This is a genomic window from Pseudomonas rhodesiae (assembly GCF_007858255.1).
Lineage (GTDB): Bacteria > Pseudomonadota > Gammaproteobacteria > Pseudomonadales > Pseudomonadaceae > Aquipseudomonas > Aquipseudomonas rhodesiae.
Map to the genome: position 1 here is coordinate 194529 of NZ_VFEU01000003.1, position 16520 is coordinate 211048.

18 protein-coding genes are annotated in these 16520 nt (G+C 60.6%); 8 read left to right on the forward strand and 10 right to left on the reverse strand.

Annotation, left to right across the window (positions count from 1 at the left end; genetic code table 11):
- Positions 1–16: 16 nt before the first annotated feature.
- Genes FIV35_RS05620 through pdeM form a run of 6 tightly spaced genes read left to right on the forward strand, consistent with a single transcriptional unit; the run spans position 17 to position 6546 of the window.
- Positions 17–745, forward strand: coding sequence for an ABC transporter permease (locus FIV35_RS05620; protein ID WP_010212412.1), 729 nt, complete (start codon positions 17–19; stop codon positions 743–745).
- Positions 742–1452 (forward strand): ABC transporter permease, encoded by a 711-nt coding sequence (locus tag FIV35_RS05625; RefSeq protein ID WP_034096271.1) that lies wholly within the window; start codon positions 742–744, stop codon positions 1450–1452. The genes FIV35_RS05620 and FIV35_RS05625 overlap by 4 nt, the downstream gene beginning before the upstream one ends.
- A 9-nt stretch (positions 1453–1461) precedes the next feature.
- Complete coding sequence (locus tag FIV35_RS05630) at positions 1462–2580, forward strand: succinylglutamate desuccinylase/aspartoacylase family protein (protein ID WP_034137258.1); 1119 nt, start codon at positions 1462–1464, stop codon at positions 2578–2580.
- A gap of 13 nt (positions 2581–2593) precedes the next feature.
- Positions 2594–3358 (forward strand): ABC transporter ATP-binding protein, encoded by a 765-nt coding sequence (locus tag FIV35_RS05635; RefSeq protein ID WP_034137257.1) that lies wholly within the window; start codon positions 2594–2596, stop codon positions 3356–3358.
- A 57-nt stretch (positions 3359–3415) separates the two neighbouring features.
- Complete coding sequence (locus tag FIV35_RS05640; protein ID WP_034137256.1) at positions 3416–5896, forward strand: ligase-associated DNA damage response DEXH box helicase; 2481 nt, start codon at positions 3416–3418, stop codon at positions 5894–5896.
- Positions 5896–6546 carry a ligase-associated DNA damage response endonuclease PdeM gene (gene pdeM, locus FIV35_RS05645; protein ID WP_034137255.1) on the forward strand — a complete coding sequence of 217 codons (651 nt, stop codon included), beginning with the start codon at positions 5896–5898 and terminating at the stop codon, positions 6544–6546. Before FIV35_RS05640 ends, pdeM begins: the two co-directional genes overlap by 1 nt.
- A 21-nt stretch (positions 6547–6567) precedes the next feature.
- On the opposite strand, the gene FIV35_RS05650 is transcribed toward pdeM, so the two are convergent.
- Together FIV35_RS05650 and dcd are read right to left on the reverse strand one after the other, a co-directional pair.
- The gene (locus tag FIV35_RS05650) at positions 6568–6765 is read right to left on the reverse strand and encodes a hypothetical protein (RefSeq protein ID WP_034137254.1); all 198 of its coding nucleotides are present in this window, start codon (positions 6763–6765) and stop codon (positions 6568–6570) included.
- A 107-nt stretch (positions 6766–6872) separates the two neighbouring features.
- On the reverse strand, positions 6873–7439 hold the full coding sequence (dcd, locus tag FIV35_RS05655) for a dCTP deaminase (protein WP_034096266.1): 567 nt from the start codon (positions 7437–7439) through the stop codon (positions 6873–6875).
- A gap of 389 nt (positions 7440–7828) precedes the next feature.
- On the opposite strand from dcd, the gene FIV35_RS05660 reads away from it, so the two are divergent.
- The gene (locus tag FIV35_RS05660) at positions 7829–8038 is read left to right on the forward strand and encodes a cold-shock protein (RefSeq protein WP_002554837.1); all 210 of its coding nucleotides are present in this window, start codon (positions 7829–7831) and stop codon (positions 8036–8038) included.
- Positions 8039–8245: 207 nt separating this feature from the next.
- Here the strand turns inward: FIV35_RS05660 and rpoS are convergent, their stop codons facing one another.
- The 8 genes from rpoS to FIV35_RS05700 form a co-directional block, all read right to left on the reverse strand.
- Positions 8246–9250 (reverse strand): RNA polymerase sigma factor RpoS, encoded by a 1005-nt coding sequence (gene rpoS / locus FIV35_RS05665; RefSeq protein ID WP_034096265.1) that lies wholly within the window; start codon positions 9248–9250, stop codon positions 8246–8248.
- Positions 9251–9354: 104 nt separating this feature from the next.
- The gene (locus FIV35_RS05670; RefSeq protein WP_034137253.1) at positions 9355–10197 is read right to left on the reverse strand and encodes a peptidoglycan DD-metalloendopeptidase family protein; all 843 of its coding nucleotides are present in this window, start codon (positions 10195–10197) and stop codon (positions 9355–9357) included.
- Between the two features lie 207 nt (positions 10198–10404).
- Entirely contained in the window at positions 10405–11040 is a 636-nt protein-coding gene (locus FIV35_RS05675) for a protein-L-isoaspartate(D-aspartate) O-methyltransferase (RefSeq protein WP_169867554.1), read from the reverse strand.
- A gap of 41 nt (positions 11041–11081) precedes the next feature.
- Positions 11082–11831: a 5'/3'-nucleotidase SurE gene (gene surE / locus FIV35_RS05680; RefSeq protein WP_034096262.1), complete on the reverse strand. Its 750-nt coding sequence runs from the start codon at positions 11829–11831 to the stop codon at positions 11082–11084.
- On the reverse strand, positions 11819–12877 hold the full coding sequence (gene truD, locus FIV35_RS05685) for a tRNA pseudouridine(13) synthase TruD (RefSeq protein WP_034137252.1): 1059 nt from the start codon (positions 12875–12877) through the stop codon (positions 11819–11821). The genes surE and truD overlap by 13 nt, the downstream gene beginning before the upstream one ends.
- Positions 12874–13347 carry a 2-C-methyl-D-erythritol 2,4-cyclodiphosphate synthase gene (gene ispF / locus FIV35_RS05690; RefSeq protein WP_012722614.1) on the reverse strand — a complete coding sequence of 158 codons (474 nt, stop codon included), beginning with the start codon at positions 13345–13347 and terminating at the stop codon, positions 12874–12876. Before ispF ends, truD begins: the two co-directional genes overlap by 4 nt.
- A gap of 54 nt (positions 13348–13401) precedes the next feature.
- Positions 13402–14247 (reverse strand): S-formylglutathione hydrolase, encoded by an 846-nt coding sequence (fghA, locus tag FIV35_RS05695; RefSeq protein ID WP_034137251.1) that lies wholly within the window; start codon positions 14245–14247, stop codon positions 13402–13404.
- 90 nt (positions 14248–14337) lie between these two features.
- Positions 14338–15450 (reverse strand): S-(hydroxymethyl)glutathione dehydrogenase/class III alcohol dehydrogenase, encoded by a 1113-nt coding sequence (locus FIV35_RS05700; protein ID WP_034112177.1) that lies wholly within the window; start codon positions 15448–15450, stop codon positions 14338–14340.
- A gap of 109 nt (positions 15451–15559) precedes the next feature.
- On the opposite strand from FIV35_RS05700, the gene FIV35_RS05705 reads away from it, so the two are divergent.
- Positions 15560–16456, forward strand: coding sequence for a LysR substrate-binding domain-containing protein (locus FIV35_RS05705; protein ID WP_034137250.1), 897 nt, complete (start codon positions 15560–15562; stop codon positions 16454–16456).
- Positions 16457–16520 lie beyond the last annotated feature (64 nt).

A 16520-nucleotide genomic window follows, 5' to 3' on the forward strand; every position in this document is an offset into this window, starting at 1 on the left:
CCATAGGTCCCGATTTATGTTCGAAGAACTGTTGCAAACCCTCGGGCTGAGCGCACTCAGCCTGAAGGGTTTCGGCCCGCTATTGCTGCAAGGCACCTGGATGACCATCAAGTTATCGGTACTGTCCCTGGCCGTCAGCGTGTTGCTGGGTTTGCTCGGCGCCAGCGCCAAACTGTCCAGCCTGCCCTTTTTGCGCATCCCCGCGCAGCTCTATACCACCCTGATTCGCGGCGTCCCCGACCTGGTGCTGATGCTGCTGATTTTTTATAGCCTGCAAACCTGGCTCACCGGCCTGACCGACTTTATGGAATGGGAATACATCGAGATCGACCCATTCAGCGCCGGGGTGATCACCCTGGGCTTTATCTACGGTGCTTACTTCACCGAGACTTTCCGCGGCGCGATCCTCGCCGTGCCCCGCGGCCAACTGGAAGCCGCCACTGCTTACGGGCTCAAGCGCGGCCAGCGGTTTCGCTACGTGACCTTCCCGCAGATGATGCGCTTTGCCCTGCCGGGCATCGGCAATAACTGGATGGTGATGCTCAAGGCCACCGCGCTGGTGTCGATCATCGGCCTGGCGGACCTGGTCAAGGCCGCACAGGATGCCGGCAAGAGCACCTATCAACTGTTCTACTTCCTGGTACTGGCCGCGTTGATCTACCTGCTGATCACCAGTGCCTCCAACTTTGTCCTGCGCCGTCTTGAACGCCGCTACTCCGCTGGCGCCCGGGAGGCCGTGCGATGATCGAACTCTTGCAGGAATACTGGCGCCCGTTTCTGTACAGCGACGGCCAGCACATCACCGGCCTGGCGATGACCATGTGGCTGCTCAGCGCTTCACTGGTGATTGGGTTTCTGGTGTCGATCCCGCTGTCCATCGCCCGCGTCTCGCGCAACCCGCTGGTACGTTGGCCGGTGCAGTTCTACACCTACCTGTTTCGCGGTACGCCGCTCTATATCCAGTTGCTGATCTGCTACACCGGCATCTACAGCATTGCCGCCGTGCGCGCGCAGCCAGTGCTGGATGCGTTTTTCCGCGATGCGATGAACTGCACCATCCTGGCCTTCGCCCTCAACACTTGCGCCTACACCACGGAAATTTTCGCTGGGGCGATCCGCAGCATGGCCCACGGCGAGGTCGAAGCGGCCAAGGCCTATGGGCTCAGCGGTTGGAAGCTCTACGCGTACGTGATCATGCCGTCGGCGCTGCGTCGTTCGCTACCGTACTACAGCAACGAAGTGATCCTGATGCTGCACTCGACCACCGTGGCTTTCACTGCGACGATTCCCGACATCCTCAAAGTGGCCCGGGACGCCAACTCGGCGACCTTTATGACGTTTCAATCATTCGGCATTGCCGCGCTGATCTACCTGACCGTGACCTTTGCCCTGGTCGGTCTGTTTCGCCTGGCGGAGCGGCGCTGGCTGGCCTTTCTCGGCCCCAGCCACTAAGGAGCCTTCATGCGTCATCGGATTCACGAACTGATCGCGCCGCTGCCCGGCACGGCGCGGCAGATTCACAGTTTTCACTTCGGCCCGGAACACGCCGAAGGCAAGGTCTACGTCCAAGCGTCGCTGCATGCCGACGAGTTGCCGGGCATGCTGGTGGCCTGGCATTTAAAGGCGCGCCTGGCCGAGCTGGCCGCCGCCGGGCACCTGCGCAGCGAACTCGTGTTGGTGCCGGTCGCTAACCCGGCGGGCCTGGAACAGGTGCTGATGGACACCCCGCTGGGCCGCTACGAGCTGGAGAGCGGGCAGAACTTCAATCGGCTGTTTGTCGACCTCGGTGATGAGGTGGGTAATCAGGTCGAAGCCTTGCTTGGCGACGATCCGCAGCACAACGTGCAAGTGATCCGTGCCGCGCTGCTCTCCGCCCTGGCCGGCCAAGGCGCCGCGACCCAGTTGCAATCCCAGCGCCTGGTGTTGCAACGCCTGGCGTGCGATGCCGACCTGGTGCTGGACCTGCACTGCGACTTCGAAGCTGTGGCGCACCTGTACACCACGCCGCAAGCCTGGCCGCAGGTGGAGGCGTTGGCACGTTACCTGGGCTCGGAAGCCAACCTGCTGGCTACGGATTCGGGCGGACAGTCGTTCGACGAATGCTTCACCCTGGTGTGGTGGCAGTTGCAGCAGCGCTTCGGCGCGCGGTTTCCGATCCCCATGGGCAGCATCGCGGTGACCGTCGAACTGCGCGGCCAGGGCGACGTCAACCACGGCCTGGCCAGCCTCGACGCCCAGGCGATCATCGATTACTTGATCCGCTTCGGTGCCATCAACGGCCAGGCCTCGCCGTTGCCCGACCTGCCTTACCCGGCCACGCCACTGGCAGGCGTAGAACCGGTGGCCACGCCAGTGGGCGGCTTGCTGGTGTTCGCCGCCCTGCCCGGCGAATATCTGGAAGCCGGGCAATTGCTGGCCGAAATCATCGACCCTATTTCCGACCGCGTAACGCCCGTGCACTGCCGCAAGGCTGGCCTGCTTTACGCCCGTTCGCTGCGCCGCATGGCCACTGCCGGGATGGTCATCGGCCATGTCGCAGGCACCGAGGCCTACCGCAGCGGCTATCTACTTTCGCCTTGAGGATGCACGCCCCATGTACAAATTGACCGTTGAAGGCCTGCATAAAAGCTATGGCGACAATGAGGTGCTCAAAGGTGTCTCGCTCAAGGCCAAGACCGGTGACGTGATCAGCCTGATCGGCGCCAGCGGCTCGGGCAAGAGCACCTTCCTGCGCTGCATCAACTTTCTGGAAACCCCCAACGACGGCGCCATGACCCTCGACGGCCAGCCGATCCGCATGGTCAGCGACCGCCACGGCATGCGCGTGGCCGACGACGCCGAACTGCAACGCTTGCGCACCCGGCTGGCGATGGTGTTCCAGCACTTCAACCTGTGGAGCCACATGAGCGTGCTGGAGAACATCACCATGGCCCCACGCCGGGTGCTGGGTTGCAGCAAAAAAGACGCCGAAGACCGCGCCCGCCGCTACCTGGACAAAGTCGGCCTGCCGGCCCGCGTGGCCGATCAATACCCGGCGTTTCTTTCCGGCGGTCAACAACAACGTGTCGCCATCGCCCGCGCATTGGCGATGGAACCGGAGGTGATGCTGTTCGACGAACCCACCTCGGCCCTCGACCCGGAACTGGTGGGCGAAGTGCTGAAGGTGATCCAGGGCCTGGCCGAGGAAGGCCGCACCATGATCATGGTCACCCATGAAATGAGCTTCGCGCGCAAAGTGTCCAGCCAGGTGCTGTTTCTGCACAAAGGCTTGGTGGAGGAGCAAGGCGCGCCGGAAGACGTGCTGGGCAGCCCCAAGAGCGAGCGTCTGCAACAGTTCTTGAGCGGTAATTTGAAGTAAACCTTTGTGACGCCTGGAGGGTCTGTGGAATAAGCCCTCCAGAGCGTCAGCCATCGCATGGCAAAACCCCACGACTTCGCCAGGCAATGGTTCGCCGCCAAAGGCTGGAAACCGTTCGCCTTCCAAAAAGCCGTGTGGACGGCGGTCAAGGAGGGAAATTCCGGCTTGCTGCATGCCAGCACCGGCGCCGGCAAGACTTACGCACTGTGGTTTGCCGCGCTCAATCGCTTCGCCATTACGCGACCGCCGGCCACCGGCAAACGCAAGCCACCGGCCGAGCCGCTGACGGTGTTGTGGATTACGCCGATGCGCGCCCTCGCCGCCGACACCGCGCGCGCCTTGGAAGCGCCGCTGGCGGCGTTGCAAATCCCGTGGACTGTCGGCCTGCGCACCGGCGACACCAGTAGCGCCGAGCGCGCCCGACAAACCCGTCGCCAGCCGACCACACTGGTCACCACCCCGGAAAGCCTGACCCTGATGCTGGCCCGCGCCGACAGCGAAGCCAGCCTGGCCCATGTGCGCATGGTGGTCGTGGATGAATGGCACGAACTGATCGGCAACAAACGCGGGGTGCAGTTGCAACTGGCCTTGGCACGCTTGCGCCGTTGGCATCCTGACTTAATGGTGTGGGGGATTTCCGCGACGCTGGGTAATCAATCCCACGCCTTGGGAGTACTGGTGCCACAAGGCGGCGGGATCAATGTGCAGGGGCAAACGGCCAAGGCGCTGCACGTCGACACGTTGCTGCCGCCAGTGTCCGAACGCTTTCCCTGGGCTGGGCATATCGGATTGAAAATGCTGCCTCAGGTGGTGGCCGAGGTGGATGCCAGCATCAGTTGCCTGGTGTTCACCAACACCCGCGCACAGTCGGAAATCTGGTACCAGGCCCTGCTTGATGCGCGGCCGGATTGGGCCGGGCTGATTGCTTTGCACCACGGTTCGCTGTCCCGCGAGACCCGTGATTGGGTCGAACGGGCGCTCAAAGACGGGCAGCTCAAAGCGGTGGTGTGCACCTCCAGCCTGGACCTGGGGGTGGATTTTCTGCCGGTCGAGCGAGTGTTGCAGATCGGCTCGGCTAAAGGCGTGGCGCGCCTGATGCAGCGTGCCGGGCGGTCCGGCCATGCCCCGGGGCGGCCGTCCCGAGTGACGCTGGTGCCGACTCACAGCCTGGAACTGATTGAAGCGGCGGCGGCCCAGGACGCGATCGCCGAGCGACGCATCGAAGCCCGCGAATCGCCCTACAAACCCTTGGATGTACTCGTACAGCATCTGGTAAGCATGGCCTTGGGCGGTGGCTTTATGCCCACGTCGTTGCTGGAGGAAGTGCGCGGTGCCTGGGCCTATCGCGACCTTACTGACGCCGACTGGGCCTGGGCCCTGGGCTTTGTGCGCCACGGCGGCTTATCGCTGACGGCCTATCCGGACTACCGCCGCGTGGAGCCTGACGAACACGGCATCTGGCGTGTACCGGATGCACGCTTGGCCAGGCGCCATCGCATGAGCGTGGGCACCATCGTCAGCGATGCAAGCATTCAGCTGAAATTCTGGAGCAAGGGCGGCGGCGGCAAGAACCTGGGCAGCGTCGAGGAAGGCTTTATCGCCCGGCTCAAACCTGGGGATGGCTTCTTGTTTGCCGGGCGTTTGCTAGAGCTGGTGCGGGTGGAAAACATGACTGCCTATGTACGCCGCAGCAACGCCAAAAAGGCCGCCGTACCGCGCTGGAATGGCGGGCGCATGCCGCTTTCCAACGAACTGGCCCAGGCCGTGGTGGAACGTTTCGATGCTGCCGCCCATGGCCACTTCGACGGCCCGGAAATGCGCGCCGTGCAGCCGTTGCTACAGACCCAGTTGCGCTGGTCGGGCCTGCCGACACGCGAGCATTTGTTGGCCGAAGCGCTGAAGTCACGGGAGGGTTGGCACCTGTTCCTCTACCCGTTCGCGGGGCGCCAAGTGCATCTGGGCCTGGCCAGTTTGCTGGCCTGGCGCGTCAGCCAGGGGCAACCCGTCACCTTCTCCATTGCGGTCAACGACTACGGCTTGGAACTGCTCAGCGCTACACATGTGGATTGGCCGGCACTGTTGAATTCTGAGCTGCTGAGCCCGGATAACCTGCTGGAGGATGTGGCGGCCAGCTTGAACGCCGGTGAGCTGGCCCTGCGCCGCTTCCGCGAGATCGCCCGTATCGCCGGGCTGGTGTTCGCCGGTTACCCCGGCGCGCCGAAAAGCACCCGGCAGGTGCAGGCTTCCAGCGGCTTGTTCTTTGAAGTGTTCAAGCAATATGACCCGCACAACCTATTGCTGGCCCAGGCCGGCGAGGAAGTATTGCGAGACGAGTTGGACATCCGCCGCCTGGAAGCGGCGTTGGGGCATCTTTGCACCCTGACGCTGGACCTGCACGTAATCGAACGGCCCACGCCCCTGGCTTTTCCGCTACTGGTGGAGCGGATGCGCGAAAGCATGAGTTCGGAAAAACTCTCGGAGCGCATCGCGCGGATGGTCAAGGATTTGGAAAAAGTCGCGGATAACGGGAAAACTTGATGTATTGCGAAGTGCAGCTTGAAGGCGAAACGTTATGGCTGCTGGCGGAGAAAGCTATCTACTGGCCAGCGCGCCACTGCCTGCTGATCGCCGACGCGCATTTTGGCAAAGCGTCGGCCTATCGCAGCCTGGGGCAACCGGTTCCCCAAGGCACTACCACCGACAACCTGGCGCGACTGGACCGACTGCTGCAGACATTCGACTGCGCGCAGGTGATCTTCCTCGGCGACTTCCTGCACGGCCCCGGCTCCCATGCCAGCGGCACGCTGAGCGCCCTGCGAGCGTGGCGCGCCCAGCATCGCCAACTGCCCATGACGTTGATTCGCGGCAATCACGATAAGCGGGCGGGTGACCCGCCGGCCGACCTCGGCATCGACGTGGTAGCAGAACCGTTGCTGATGGGGCCGTTTGCCTTGCAACACGAACCGGACGCTCACCCCAGCCACCATGTACTGGCAGGTCATGTGCATCCGGTATATCGCTTGCGCGGCAAGGGTCGCCAGAGCCTGCGCTTGCCCTGCTTTCAGCTCGGGCCGCGGGTCAGCCTGCTACCGGCGTTCGGGGCGTTTACAGGGGGCTATAGGGTGGAACCGGACGCCAACCACCGGATTCTGGTGATTGGCGATCAGGAGGTATGGTCTGTCAGATGATGCAGGCCAACCCTAAAGGCTTCAGGCAACGGGCACGGGGGGTGCCTCGTCCGGCCGGGTAGGCTCACCGGGCTCACCGGGCTGCGGATAATCCGGCCCAGGTTGGCCGGGGATGCCGCCCGCATAGGCAGGGTCGGCCATCAGGGACCAGGCCAGAACACCAATCTGATTGGGCTCCAGCCGTGCGAGTTCTGCGCTGATTCGGGGGTCGATCTTCATAAAGTACTCCTCAAGCGTGGCCCGACACACTTCACACGTATCGGGGCAGTACACCCAATAGAGTCACTTTCTTCAGACTAATTCCCTTTACGTGTAGGAGCTTTCGATCAAGCGCGCGGCAAGGTGACGCCAAGCTGACCCTGATACTTACCGCCACGGTCCTTGTAGGACACTTCACAGGCCTCGTCGGATTGCAGGAACAGCATCTGTGCCACGCCTTCGTTGGCGTAGATTTTTGCCGGCAATGTGGTGGTGTTGGAGAACTCCAGGGTCACGTGGCCTTCCCACTCAGGCTCAAGCGGGGTCACGTTGACGATGATGCCGCAGCGCGCGTAGGTGCTCTTACCAAGGCAGATGGTCAGCACGTCGCGAGGGATACGGAAAAACTCCACTGTGCGCGCCAGAGCGAAAGAGTTCGGCGGGATGATGCATACGTCGCTCTTGATATCGACGAAGCTCTTTTCATCGAAGTTTTTCGGATCGACGGTTGCCGAATTGATGTTGGTGAACACCTTGAATTCATCGGCGCAACGTACGTCGTAGCCATAGCTGGAAACACCATAGGAGATCAGGCGTTCGGCGCCTTCGCCACGCATCTGGCGCTCGACGAAGGGTTCGATCATGCCGTGCTCTTGCGCCATGCGGCGAATCCACTTGTCCGATTTGATGCTCATGGCGGGTGTCCTGAATAGCGAGGTGGAAAAATTCTGTGGGGCATCTTACCGGTGCCGGCGTTGGGGTTCAAAGGGCGTGGGGGTTTTCTTGACGAAAGCGGGCCTCTTCATACGCTCCAGCCAGCGGGGCTAGGGCCCACGCTACTGGGTCGGGTGACTGGAAATACCACCGCCAGTCACGAAATTGGAGAAACCTTCGGAAATATCATTGGCACGTTCCGGAAAAAGGGTTAAGGTGGCGCCACTGTGCTGCTTGTGTCACTGAGAATCTCTACACGATATGTTGAATTTCGATCCAACCATCTCCAAGAATTTTTCCTGCTCTTTGCACTCAGTCTCGGCCAGGGCTTTTCCTGAGTCGCAGTTAACTTTGTCCAAGGAGATACACCATGTCTAATCGCCAAACTGGTACCGTTAAGTGGTTCAACGATGAAAAAGGCTTCGGCTTCATCACTCCACAATCCGGTGACGACCTGTTCGTTCACTTCAAAGCTATCCAATCCGACGGCTTCAAAAGCCTGAAAGAAGGCCAACAGGTTTCTTTCATCGCTACCCGCGGTCAGAAAGGCATGCAAGCTGAAGAAGTTCAAGTTATCTAACTTGTACTGACTTAGTCGAAAAAACCCCGCCCTTAAAAGCGGGGTTTTTTTATGCCCGGGATTTGGTATTCGCACCCACTGGTGCCTGATAAAAATGTGGGAGGGGGCTTGCCCCCGATGACGGCTTAGCAGTCGGCACTTGCTTTGACTGATACACCGCTATCGGGGGCAAGCCCCCTCCCCTATTCAGGCATTCAAACTGCGCCGCTATTGAAACAACGACTCGCTCGACAGGCCATTCTTCTCCAGGATCTCACGCAAGCGCTTGAGCCCTTCCACCTGGATCTGACGCACCCGCTCACGGGTCAGCCCAATCTCCAGGCCCACATCCTCCAAGGTGCTGCTCTCATGACCGCGCAGGCCGAAGCGGCGAATCACCACCTCACGCTGCTTGTCCGTGAGTTCAGACAGCCACTGGTCGATGCTTTGAGACAAATCATCGTCCTGCAACAGCTCACAAGGATCCGTCGGGCGATCATCCGTCAAAGTGTCCAGCAGGGTTTTATCCGAATCCGGCCCCAGCGACACATCGACCGAAGACACCCGCTCATTGAGACCAAGCATGCGCTTGACCTCCCCTACCGGTTTCTCCAGCAGGTTGGCGATCTCTTCAGGGGAAGGTTCGTGATCGAGCTTCTGCGTCAGCTCACGGGCGGCCCGCAGGTAGACATTGAGTTCCTTGACCACATGGATCGGCAAGCGAATCGTTCGGGTCTGATTCATGATCGCCCGCTCGATGGTCTGACGAATCCACCAAGTAGCATAGGTAGAAAAACGGAAGCCCCGCTCAGGATCGAATTTTTCAACTGCCCTGATCAGGCCCAGATTGCCCTCCTCGATCAGGTCCAGCAGCGACAACCCACGATTGACATAGCGTCGGGCGATTTTCACCACCAGGCGCAGGTTGCTTTCAATCATGCGCTTGCGCCCAGCCGGATCGCCCTTTTGCGACAAGCGCGCAAAATGGACTTCTTCCTCGGGGGTCAGCAAAGGAGAAAAACCGATCTCATTGAGATACAGCTGGGTCGCGTCGAGCGCCCGCGTGTAATCAATGTATTTGTGTTGCTTTAACGCGGAGGAGTTCTTGGATTTGGTTCGAACTGAAGGTGTAGCAGGTCCCTCATTCGACATCGATTCCATAGCGATGCCGCTCTCCATAAGGAGAACCTCATCGTCGATGTCAAACTCCGGCGCTTCTTTACTGAGAGCCATTGTTATAGTCCTTTGGTGAGTTCGACCTCAAGCTCAAGCGACGCCTTTATCCTTGGCAACGCTGGAGCCTGTTCCTTCTACGCGAGGAACAGGCTGGCAACACATCAACGACGGGGTAGGAATTGCAGTGGATCTACAGGCTTCCCTTGACGGCGAATCTCAAAGTGCAGTTTCACCCGGTCCGTACCAGTTGACCCCATTTCGGCAATTGTCTGTCCGACTTTGACCTGCTGCCCCTCCCGAACCAACAGCCTGCGGTTATGACCGTAAGCACTGACGTAGGTATCGCTGTGTTTGATGATGACCAGTTCGCCGTAACCCCGTAGACCACTCCCGGCGTACACCACTGTCCCATCAGACGCAGCTAAAACAGGCTGTCCCAAATCCCCGGCGATATCAATGCCTTTATTCAAACTACCGTTTGAAGAGAATTTTCCAATTAACACTCCATTTGAGGGCCATCCCCACCCGCTAGGTGCAGGACCGGCAGGGGGTTGCGGCGCCGGTGTGGATGTCGGTTTGCTGGCCGGGGTCGAGGCCGCAGTACCGGCAGGCCGCGTGATGATGGTGGTTTTACTGGAGGACGAAGGTGAGGATGCGGTGCTTGTCACAACCGCCGTAGGGGCCGAGCCGGTGCGTCCATCGAAGCGAATCGTCTGACCCGGATGTATCGTATAGGGCACAGGAATATTGTTTCGAGCTGCGAGAGCTTTGTAATCCCAGCCATAACGGAATGCGATCGAGAATAACGTGTCGCCCTTACGTACCACATACTGCCCGGTGGTGACCGTCGGCTTTTGCGGGGCGGATTTGTTACGGTCAACGACCCGTGCGCCACTGCTTGGCGAGCTTGAACAGCCGACCAACACGGAACTGAACACAAGGCCAAGCACCAGTCGCTGAAAACTTGTTTTACTCATACGCTGCGCAAGACCTGTGAGACTCACCCGCCGCTCCCTTTGTGGTGACTGAATATGAACGCCCATAGCAGGCTTGAAAGATGACGCAAGTATAACTGGGCGCTGAAGTTTTACTGGCTCCCGCGCGAAACCGAGGTTCAAGCGCGGGGAATGTAGCCACCCATCATGTTGACTTGATAGACCCCGCCGTAAGACACATCCGCGCCAACAGAATTCACTGGCCGCGCAAATTGATCAGGCCAGCGGGCCATTGAGCAAGGGCACAAAGCGCACGGCACCCAGTACATGTCGTGAAAAGCCTTCGTCCTCACGAACAATCAGCATCAGCTGCTGCACTTCACCGGAACCGACCGGAATGACCAGGCGCCCGCCCGGTGCCAGTTGGTCGAGCAATGCCTGCGGTACATCGGTGGCCACTGCGGTAACGATAATGCCGTTATACGGTGCCAGCGCCGGCCAGCCTTCCCAACCATCTCCCCAGCGGAACACCACGTTGCGCAGGTTTAACTCCACCAGGCGTTCCTTGGCGCGGTCCTGTAACACTTTGATACGCTCCACCGAAAACACCCGCTCCACCAGCTGCGACAGCACGGCTGTCTGGTAGCCGGAACCGGTACCGATCTCCAGCACCTTGTCCAGCGGCCCGGCCGCCAGCAGCAACTCGCTCATGCGCGCAACCATGTACGGCTGGGAAATCGTCTGGTTATGCCCGATGGGCAGCGCGGTGTCTTCATAGGCGCGATGGGCCAGGGCCTCATCGACAAACAGATGCCGCGGCGTGCGCCGGATCACTTCCAACACCTGGGCGTTGGAAAGCCCCTCTTCGTACAGGCGCTGGATCAAGCGCTCGCGAGTACGCTGGGAGGTCATCCCAATGCCGCGACGCAGCAGATCGTCTTGTTCACGAGCCATCAGCGCAGCCCCTCCAGCCAGCCATCGAGACTACCGAAGGCATCACTGAAGGTGCGATCGAGTTGCAACGGAGTAATCGACACATAACCTTGCATCACCGCGTGAAAGTCGGTGCCGGGGCCGCCATCTTCAGCGTCACCGGCGGCCGCGATCCAGTAACCCTCCTTGCCACGCGGGTCGACCACCTTCATCGGCGCCGCCGCGCGGGCGCGATGGCCCAGACGCGTAAGCTGGATACCGCGAATATGGTCGAGGGGCAAGTTGGGGACATTGACGTTCAGTACCGTGCGCGGCGGCAGGTCCAGGGAACCGTGGGCCTCGACCAGCAAACGTGCGAAATGGGCGGCGGTCGGCAGGTTGTCGAGCTGGCGCGAGGCAAAGGAGAAGGCAAACGAGGTGCGCCCCAGGAAGCGCCCTTCAAGGGCGGCGGCCACGGTGCCCGAATACAACACATCATCGCCCAGATTGGCGCCGAGGTTGATACCCGACACCACCAGGTCCGGCTCCTGCTCCAACAGGCTGTTGATCGCCAGGTGTACACAGTCGGTGGGGGTGCCGTTCACACTGATAAAGCCATTGGGCAGAACGTGCGGATGCAGCGGACGGTCAAGCGTCAGCGAACTGCTGGCGCCGCTCTTGTCCTGGTCGGGGGCAACCACTATGCACTCGGCATAATCCTGCAGCGCGGCATGGAGCGCGGCAAGGCCGGGTGCGGTGGCACCGTCATCGTTTGATATCAGAATACGCATGGGCTGTCCGTCTGCCCCACCGGCACCAGATCAACAAGCTCGCGCACCAAGACAGTGGCGAAGCATCCGGCCGGCAGGACGAATTCCAATTGCAGAATGTCAGGCCCGGGATAATGCCACGTCAACCCGCCAATGGGCAGTCGAAGAATACGACGTTCCTGGCTCATGCCCGCCTTCACCAGCCAATCACGCAGGTCGGCTTCGCTGGCGGCAACCGCCTGTTCCAGCTCGAAGGTGGCGCCGGCGGCAGGCGAATTGCCTTCGCCCCATTGCGGCCCTGTGGGGTGCAAGTCCAGGATCGCCAGGCGCGGGTCGTTGCACTCGGCCTCGCCCGCCGGGAAAAAACTGCGGCTGTCGGTAAACGCCAGCAAGTCGCCCACCTGGGCGCGCTGCCAGGAGCCATCGGCCACGCGCGCCGCCAGGACCTTGTTGAATAGAAAACTGCGCGCGGTGGACAGCAGCCGAGAACGCACATTGCGTTGCTCGGGCAAGGCTTTGCGCGCAGCCCAGTCGCGCGCGTCAACGACGTTGCCACCGTTATGCCCAAAACGCTGGGCGCCGAAATAATTGGGAATGCCATGCTGGGCAATCAGTTGCAAGCGCGCGTCAATCGCGGCGGTATCGGCCACCAATTGGGTCAGGCGCAAGGTGAAACCGTTGGCCGAATGTGCGCCGCGCTGCAACTTGCGTTTATGCCGAGCGGTTTTGAGGATAGTGAGGCTGTCGTTTTCAGCGGCGCTCATGTCCGGGTCGGCCTTGCCGGGCAATTGCACGCTAAACCACTGACGGGTCAGTGCCTGGCGATCCTTGAGCCCGGCATAACTGACGGTGCGCAACGGTACGCCAGCGGCCTTGGCGATGCGCCGCGCTGCCTCTTCGGTGTTCAAGCCGCGCTTTTCCACCCACAGCCACAGATGCTCACCCTCGCCGGTCAGCGGGATATCGAGCACTTCGTCCACTTGGAAATCTTCGGCCGTGGCTTTCAGTACAGCACTGCCCAATGCCTCGCCATAGGCCCGCGGGCCCAGCAGTTGCAGATCACTCATGCGCGCAGCAACAAGGCGACGGAGTGCACCGCAATGCCCTCTTCACGACCGGTAAACCCGAGCTTTTCGGTGGTGGTGGCTTTCACGTTGACTTGATCCAATTCAATTTGCAGGTCCGCGGCAATCAGCGCGCGCATGGATTCGATATGGGGTGCCATTTTCGGTGCCTGGGCCACGATAGTGTTGTCGACATTACCGACCTTCCAGCCTTTTGCATGGATCAGGCCGACCACATGGCGCAGCAGCACCCGGCTGTCGGCACCTTTGAAGGTGGGGTCGGTGTCTGGAAAATGCTTGCCGATATCACCCAATGCCGCCGCGCCGAGCAACGCATCGCTCAAGGCATGCAGCACAACGTCGCCGTCGGAATGAGCCAGCAACCCATGGTGGTGTGCAATGCGCACGCCGCCCAAGGTGATGAAATCGCCCTCAGCGAAACGGTGCACATCGTAGCCGTGGCCAATACGCATAAAAAAACGCCCCGATTTAATTCAGGGCGTGATTCTACCTACTTTTGCCTCACATTAACCGAGCAAAGCACGACCATGGTGTCGCAAATGATCTTCGATGAAGCTGGCGATAAAGAAGTAGCTATGGTCGTAGCCAGGTTGCAGCCGCAGTTCCAGCGGATGGTTGGCCGCTTTCGCTGCCTGCTGCAGGGCTTCGGGCTTGAGCTGCACGGCAAGGAAATCGTCGCGATCGCCCTGATCCACCAGCAGCGGGAGCTTGTGCGAGGCTTCACTGATCAGCACGCAGGCATCCCACTCGCGCCACTTTGAACGTTCTTCACCCAGGTAACGGGAGAACGCTTTCTGGCCCCATGGGCAGTCCATGGGGTTGCTGATCGGCGAAAATGCCGACACCGACAGGTAACGTCCCGGGTTGCGCAACGCACACACCAAAGCGCCATGCCCGCCCATGGAGTGGCCGCTGATGCCGCGCTTATCGGACGCCGGGAAATGCGCCTCCACCAATGCCGGCAATTCCTGCACAACATAGTCATGCATCCGATAATGCTTGGCCCAAGGTTCCTGGGTGGCGTTCAGGTAGAACCCGGCGCCAAGGCCGAAGTCCCAGGCGTTGTCCGGGTCACCCGGCACACCGGGCCCGCGAGGGCTGGTGTCCGGGGCCACGATGATCAACCCAAGTTCGGCGGCCATGCGCTGGGCGCCGGCCTTTTGCATGAAATTCTCATCGGTGCAGGTCAGGCCAGACAGCCAGTACAGCACCGGCAGCTTGCCGCCCTGCTCCGCTTGCGGCGGCAGGTAGACGGCGAAGGTCATGTCGCAACCGAGCACGTGGGAACTGTGTTTGTAGCGTTTGTGCCAGCCGCCAAAACTCTTCTGGCAGGAGATATTTTCCAGGGTCATGGGAGTGCTCCCAGTTGCAAATAGCAAGCTTCAAACGGCAAGTAAGGCGTACACCCACTTGCTGCTGACAGCTTGCCGCTCGCCGCTGCTTCAAAAGTGAATGACGGTACGAATGCTCTTGCCTTCATGCATCAGGTCAAACGCCTTGTTGATGTCTTCCAGGCCCATGGTGTGGGTGATGAACGTATCCAGCGGGATTTCGCCGGTCTGGGCCATCTCCACGTAGCTTGGCAATTCGCTGCGACCGCGTACGCCGCCGAACGCCGAACCGCGCCAGACGCGACCGGTGACCAGTTGGAACGGACGGGTGGAAATTTCCTGGCCGGCACCGGCAACGCCGATGATCACCGACTCGCCCCAGCCTTTGTGGCAGCACTCAAGGGCCGCGCGCATCAGCTGCACGTTGCCGATGCACTCGAAGGAAAAGTCCACGCCGCCATCGGTCAGGTCGACGATCACGTCTTGAATCGGGCGATCGTAGTCTTTCGGGTTGATGCAGTCGGTGGCGCCCAGTTGCTTGGCGATTTCGAACTTGGCCGGGTTGATGTCGATGGCGATGATACGTCCGGCCTTGGCCTTGACCGCACCGATCACCGCCGACAGACCAATACCGCCCAGGCCGAAGATGGCGACAGTGTCACCCGGCTTGACCTTGGCGGTGTTGATCACCGCACCGATACCGGTGGTCACGCCGCAACCGAGCAGGCAAACCTTCTCCAACGGTGCTTCTTTGGGAATCTTGGCCACGGAAATTTCCGGCAGCACGGTGTACTCGGAGAACGTCGAGGTACCCATGTAATGGAAAATTGGCTGACCTTTGTAGGAAAAGCGCGTTGTGCCATCGGGCATCAAGCCTTTGCCCTGGGTGGAGCGAATGGCCTGACACAGGTTGGTTTTGCCCGAGCGGCAGAATTTGCACTGGCCACATTCCGGTGTGTACAGCGGGATCACATGGTCGCCCACCGCAACGGAAGTCACGCCCTCACCGATGGCTTCGACCACCGCACCGCCTTCGTGGCCGAGAATCGACGGGAAGATCCCTTCCGGATCGGCGCCCGAGAGGGTGTAGGCGTCGGTATGGCACACGCCGGAGGCAACCACCCGTAACAGCACTTCGCCGGCCTTGGGCATGGCGACATCCACTTCTACGATTTCGAGGGGCTTCTTGGCTTCGAAGGCCACGGCGGCGCGAGACTTGATCATCCGGTTTTCTCCATCGGGTTAAAAACTGAGGCTGAGAGTGTAAAACATGGCTTACTGATTAATAATCCAGGCAAAAGCAAAACTTTATTGCTGTACAGGGACAATCACCATGCAGGAAAACCGCTGGGAAGGCATCGACGAGTTCGTCGCAGTTGCCGAGTGCAGCCAGTTCACCGCCGCCGCTGAGCGTCTTGGGGTTTCGTCATCCCATATCAGCCGGCAAGTCGCGCGCCTGGAAGACCGACTGCAAACGCGGCTGCTTTATCGCAGTACCCGCAAGGTCACCTTGACTGAGGCGGGCCAGACCTTTTTGCAGCATTGCCAACGCCTGCAGGATGGCCGCGAAGAGGCCTTGCGTGCCGTGGGCGACCTGACCAGCGAACCCAAGGGCATGTTGCGCATGACCTGTGCCGTGGCTTACGGCGAGCGCTTTATCGTGCCGCTGGTGACCCGGTTTATGCGCCTGTATCCACAGCTGCGAGTGGATATCGAACTGAGCAACCGTCAGCTGGACCTGGTGCACGAAGGCCTCGACCTGGCGATTCGCCTGGGCCGCCTGCACGACTCGCGCATGGTCGCCAGCCGCCTCGCGCCGCGACGCATGTACCTGTGCGCCTCACCGTCCTACCTGGCGCGGTATGGTCGGCCCCATAGCCTGTCGGAATTGACTCGGCACAATTGCCTGATCGGCAGTTCGGACATTTGGCAATTGGCCCAGGACGGACGCGAGATTGCCCAGCGCGTGCAGGGAAACTGGCGATGCAACAGTGGGCAAGCCGTGTTGGATGCGGCGCTGCAAGGTGTGGGTTTGTGTCAGCTGCCAGACTATTACGTGCTGGAGCACCTGCACACGGGCGCACTGGTGTCGCTGCTGGAGGCTCATCAACCACCGAATACGGCGGTGTGGGCGCTGTATCCGCAGCAACGACATTTGTCGCCAAAGGTCAGGAAATTGGTGGATTTCTTGAAGGAGGGCTTGGCCGAGCGGCCGGAGTACAGCGCTTGAGTAATGGGTGCCTAGGTGGGGCTCATCGCGGGCAAGCCCGGCTCCCACATTTGACCGAGCTGCA

Coding starts and splice junctions, on each gene's coding strand:
- FIV35_RS05635 (WP_034137257.1), top strand. CDS start 2,594: ATGTACAAATTGACCGTTGAAGGCCTGCATAAAAGCTATGGCGACAAT.
- rpoS (WP_034096265.1), bottom strand. CDS start 9,250: ATGGCTCTCAGTAAAGAAGCGCCGGAGTTTGACATCGACGATGAGGTT.
- FIV35_RS05620 (WP_010212412.1), top strand. CDS start 17: ATGTTCGAAGAACTGTTGCAAACCCTCGGGCTGAGCGCACTCAGCCTG.
- FIV35_RS05660 (WP_002554837.1), top strand. CDS start 7,829: ATGTCTAATCGCCAAACTGGTACCGTTAAGTGGTTCAACGATGAAAAA.
- FIV35_RS05705 (WP_034137250.1), top strand. CDS start 15,560: ATGCAGGAAAACCGCTGGGAAGGCATCGACGAGTTCGTCGCAGTTGCC.
- fghA (WP_034137251.1), bottom strand. CDS start 14,247: ATGACCCTGGAAAATATCTCCTGCCAGAAGAGTTTTGGCGGCTGGCAC.
- ispF (WP_012722614.1), bottom strand. CDS start 13,347: ATGCGTATTGGCCACGGCTACGATGTGCACCGTTTCGCTGAGGGCGAT.
- pdeM (WP_034137255.1), top strand. CDS start 5,896: ATGTATTGCGAAGTGCAGCTTGAAGGCGAAACGTTATGGCTGCTGGCG.
- FIV35_RS05625 (WP_034096271.1), top strand. CDS start 742: ATGATCGAACTCTTGCAGGAATACTGGCGCCCGTTTCTGTACAGCGAC.
- surE (WP_034096262.1), bottom strand. CDS start 11,831: ATGCGTATTCTGATATCAAACGATGACGGTGCCACCGCACCCGGCCTT.
- dcd (WP_034096266.1), bottom strand. CDS start 7,439: ATGAGCATCAAATCGGACAAGTGGATTCGCCGCATGGCGCAAGAGCAC.
- FIV35_RS05700 (WP_034112177.1), bottom strand. CDS start 15,450: ATGATCAAGTCTCGCGCCGCCGTGGCCTTCGAAGCCAAGAAGCCCCTC.
- FIV35_RS05675 (WP_169867554.1), bottom strand. CDS start 11,040: ATGACCTCCCAGCGTACTCGCGAGCGCTTGATCCAGCGCCTGTACGAA.
- FIV35_RS05650 (WP_034137254.1), bottom strand. CDS start 6,765: ATGAAGATCGACCCCCGAATCAGCGCAGAACTCGCACGGCTGGAGCCC.
- FIV35_RS05630 (WP_034137258.1), top strand. CDS start 1,462: ATGCGTCATCGGATTCACGAACTGATCGCGCCGCTGCCCGGCACGGCG.
- truD (WP_034137252.1), bottom strand. CDS start 12,877: ATGAGTGATCTGCAACTGCTGGGCCCGCGGGCCTATGGCGAGGCATTG.
- FIV35_RS05640 (WP_034137256.1), top strand. CDS start 3,416: ATGGCAAAACCCCACGACTTCGCCAGGCAATGGTTCGCCGCCAAAGGC.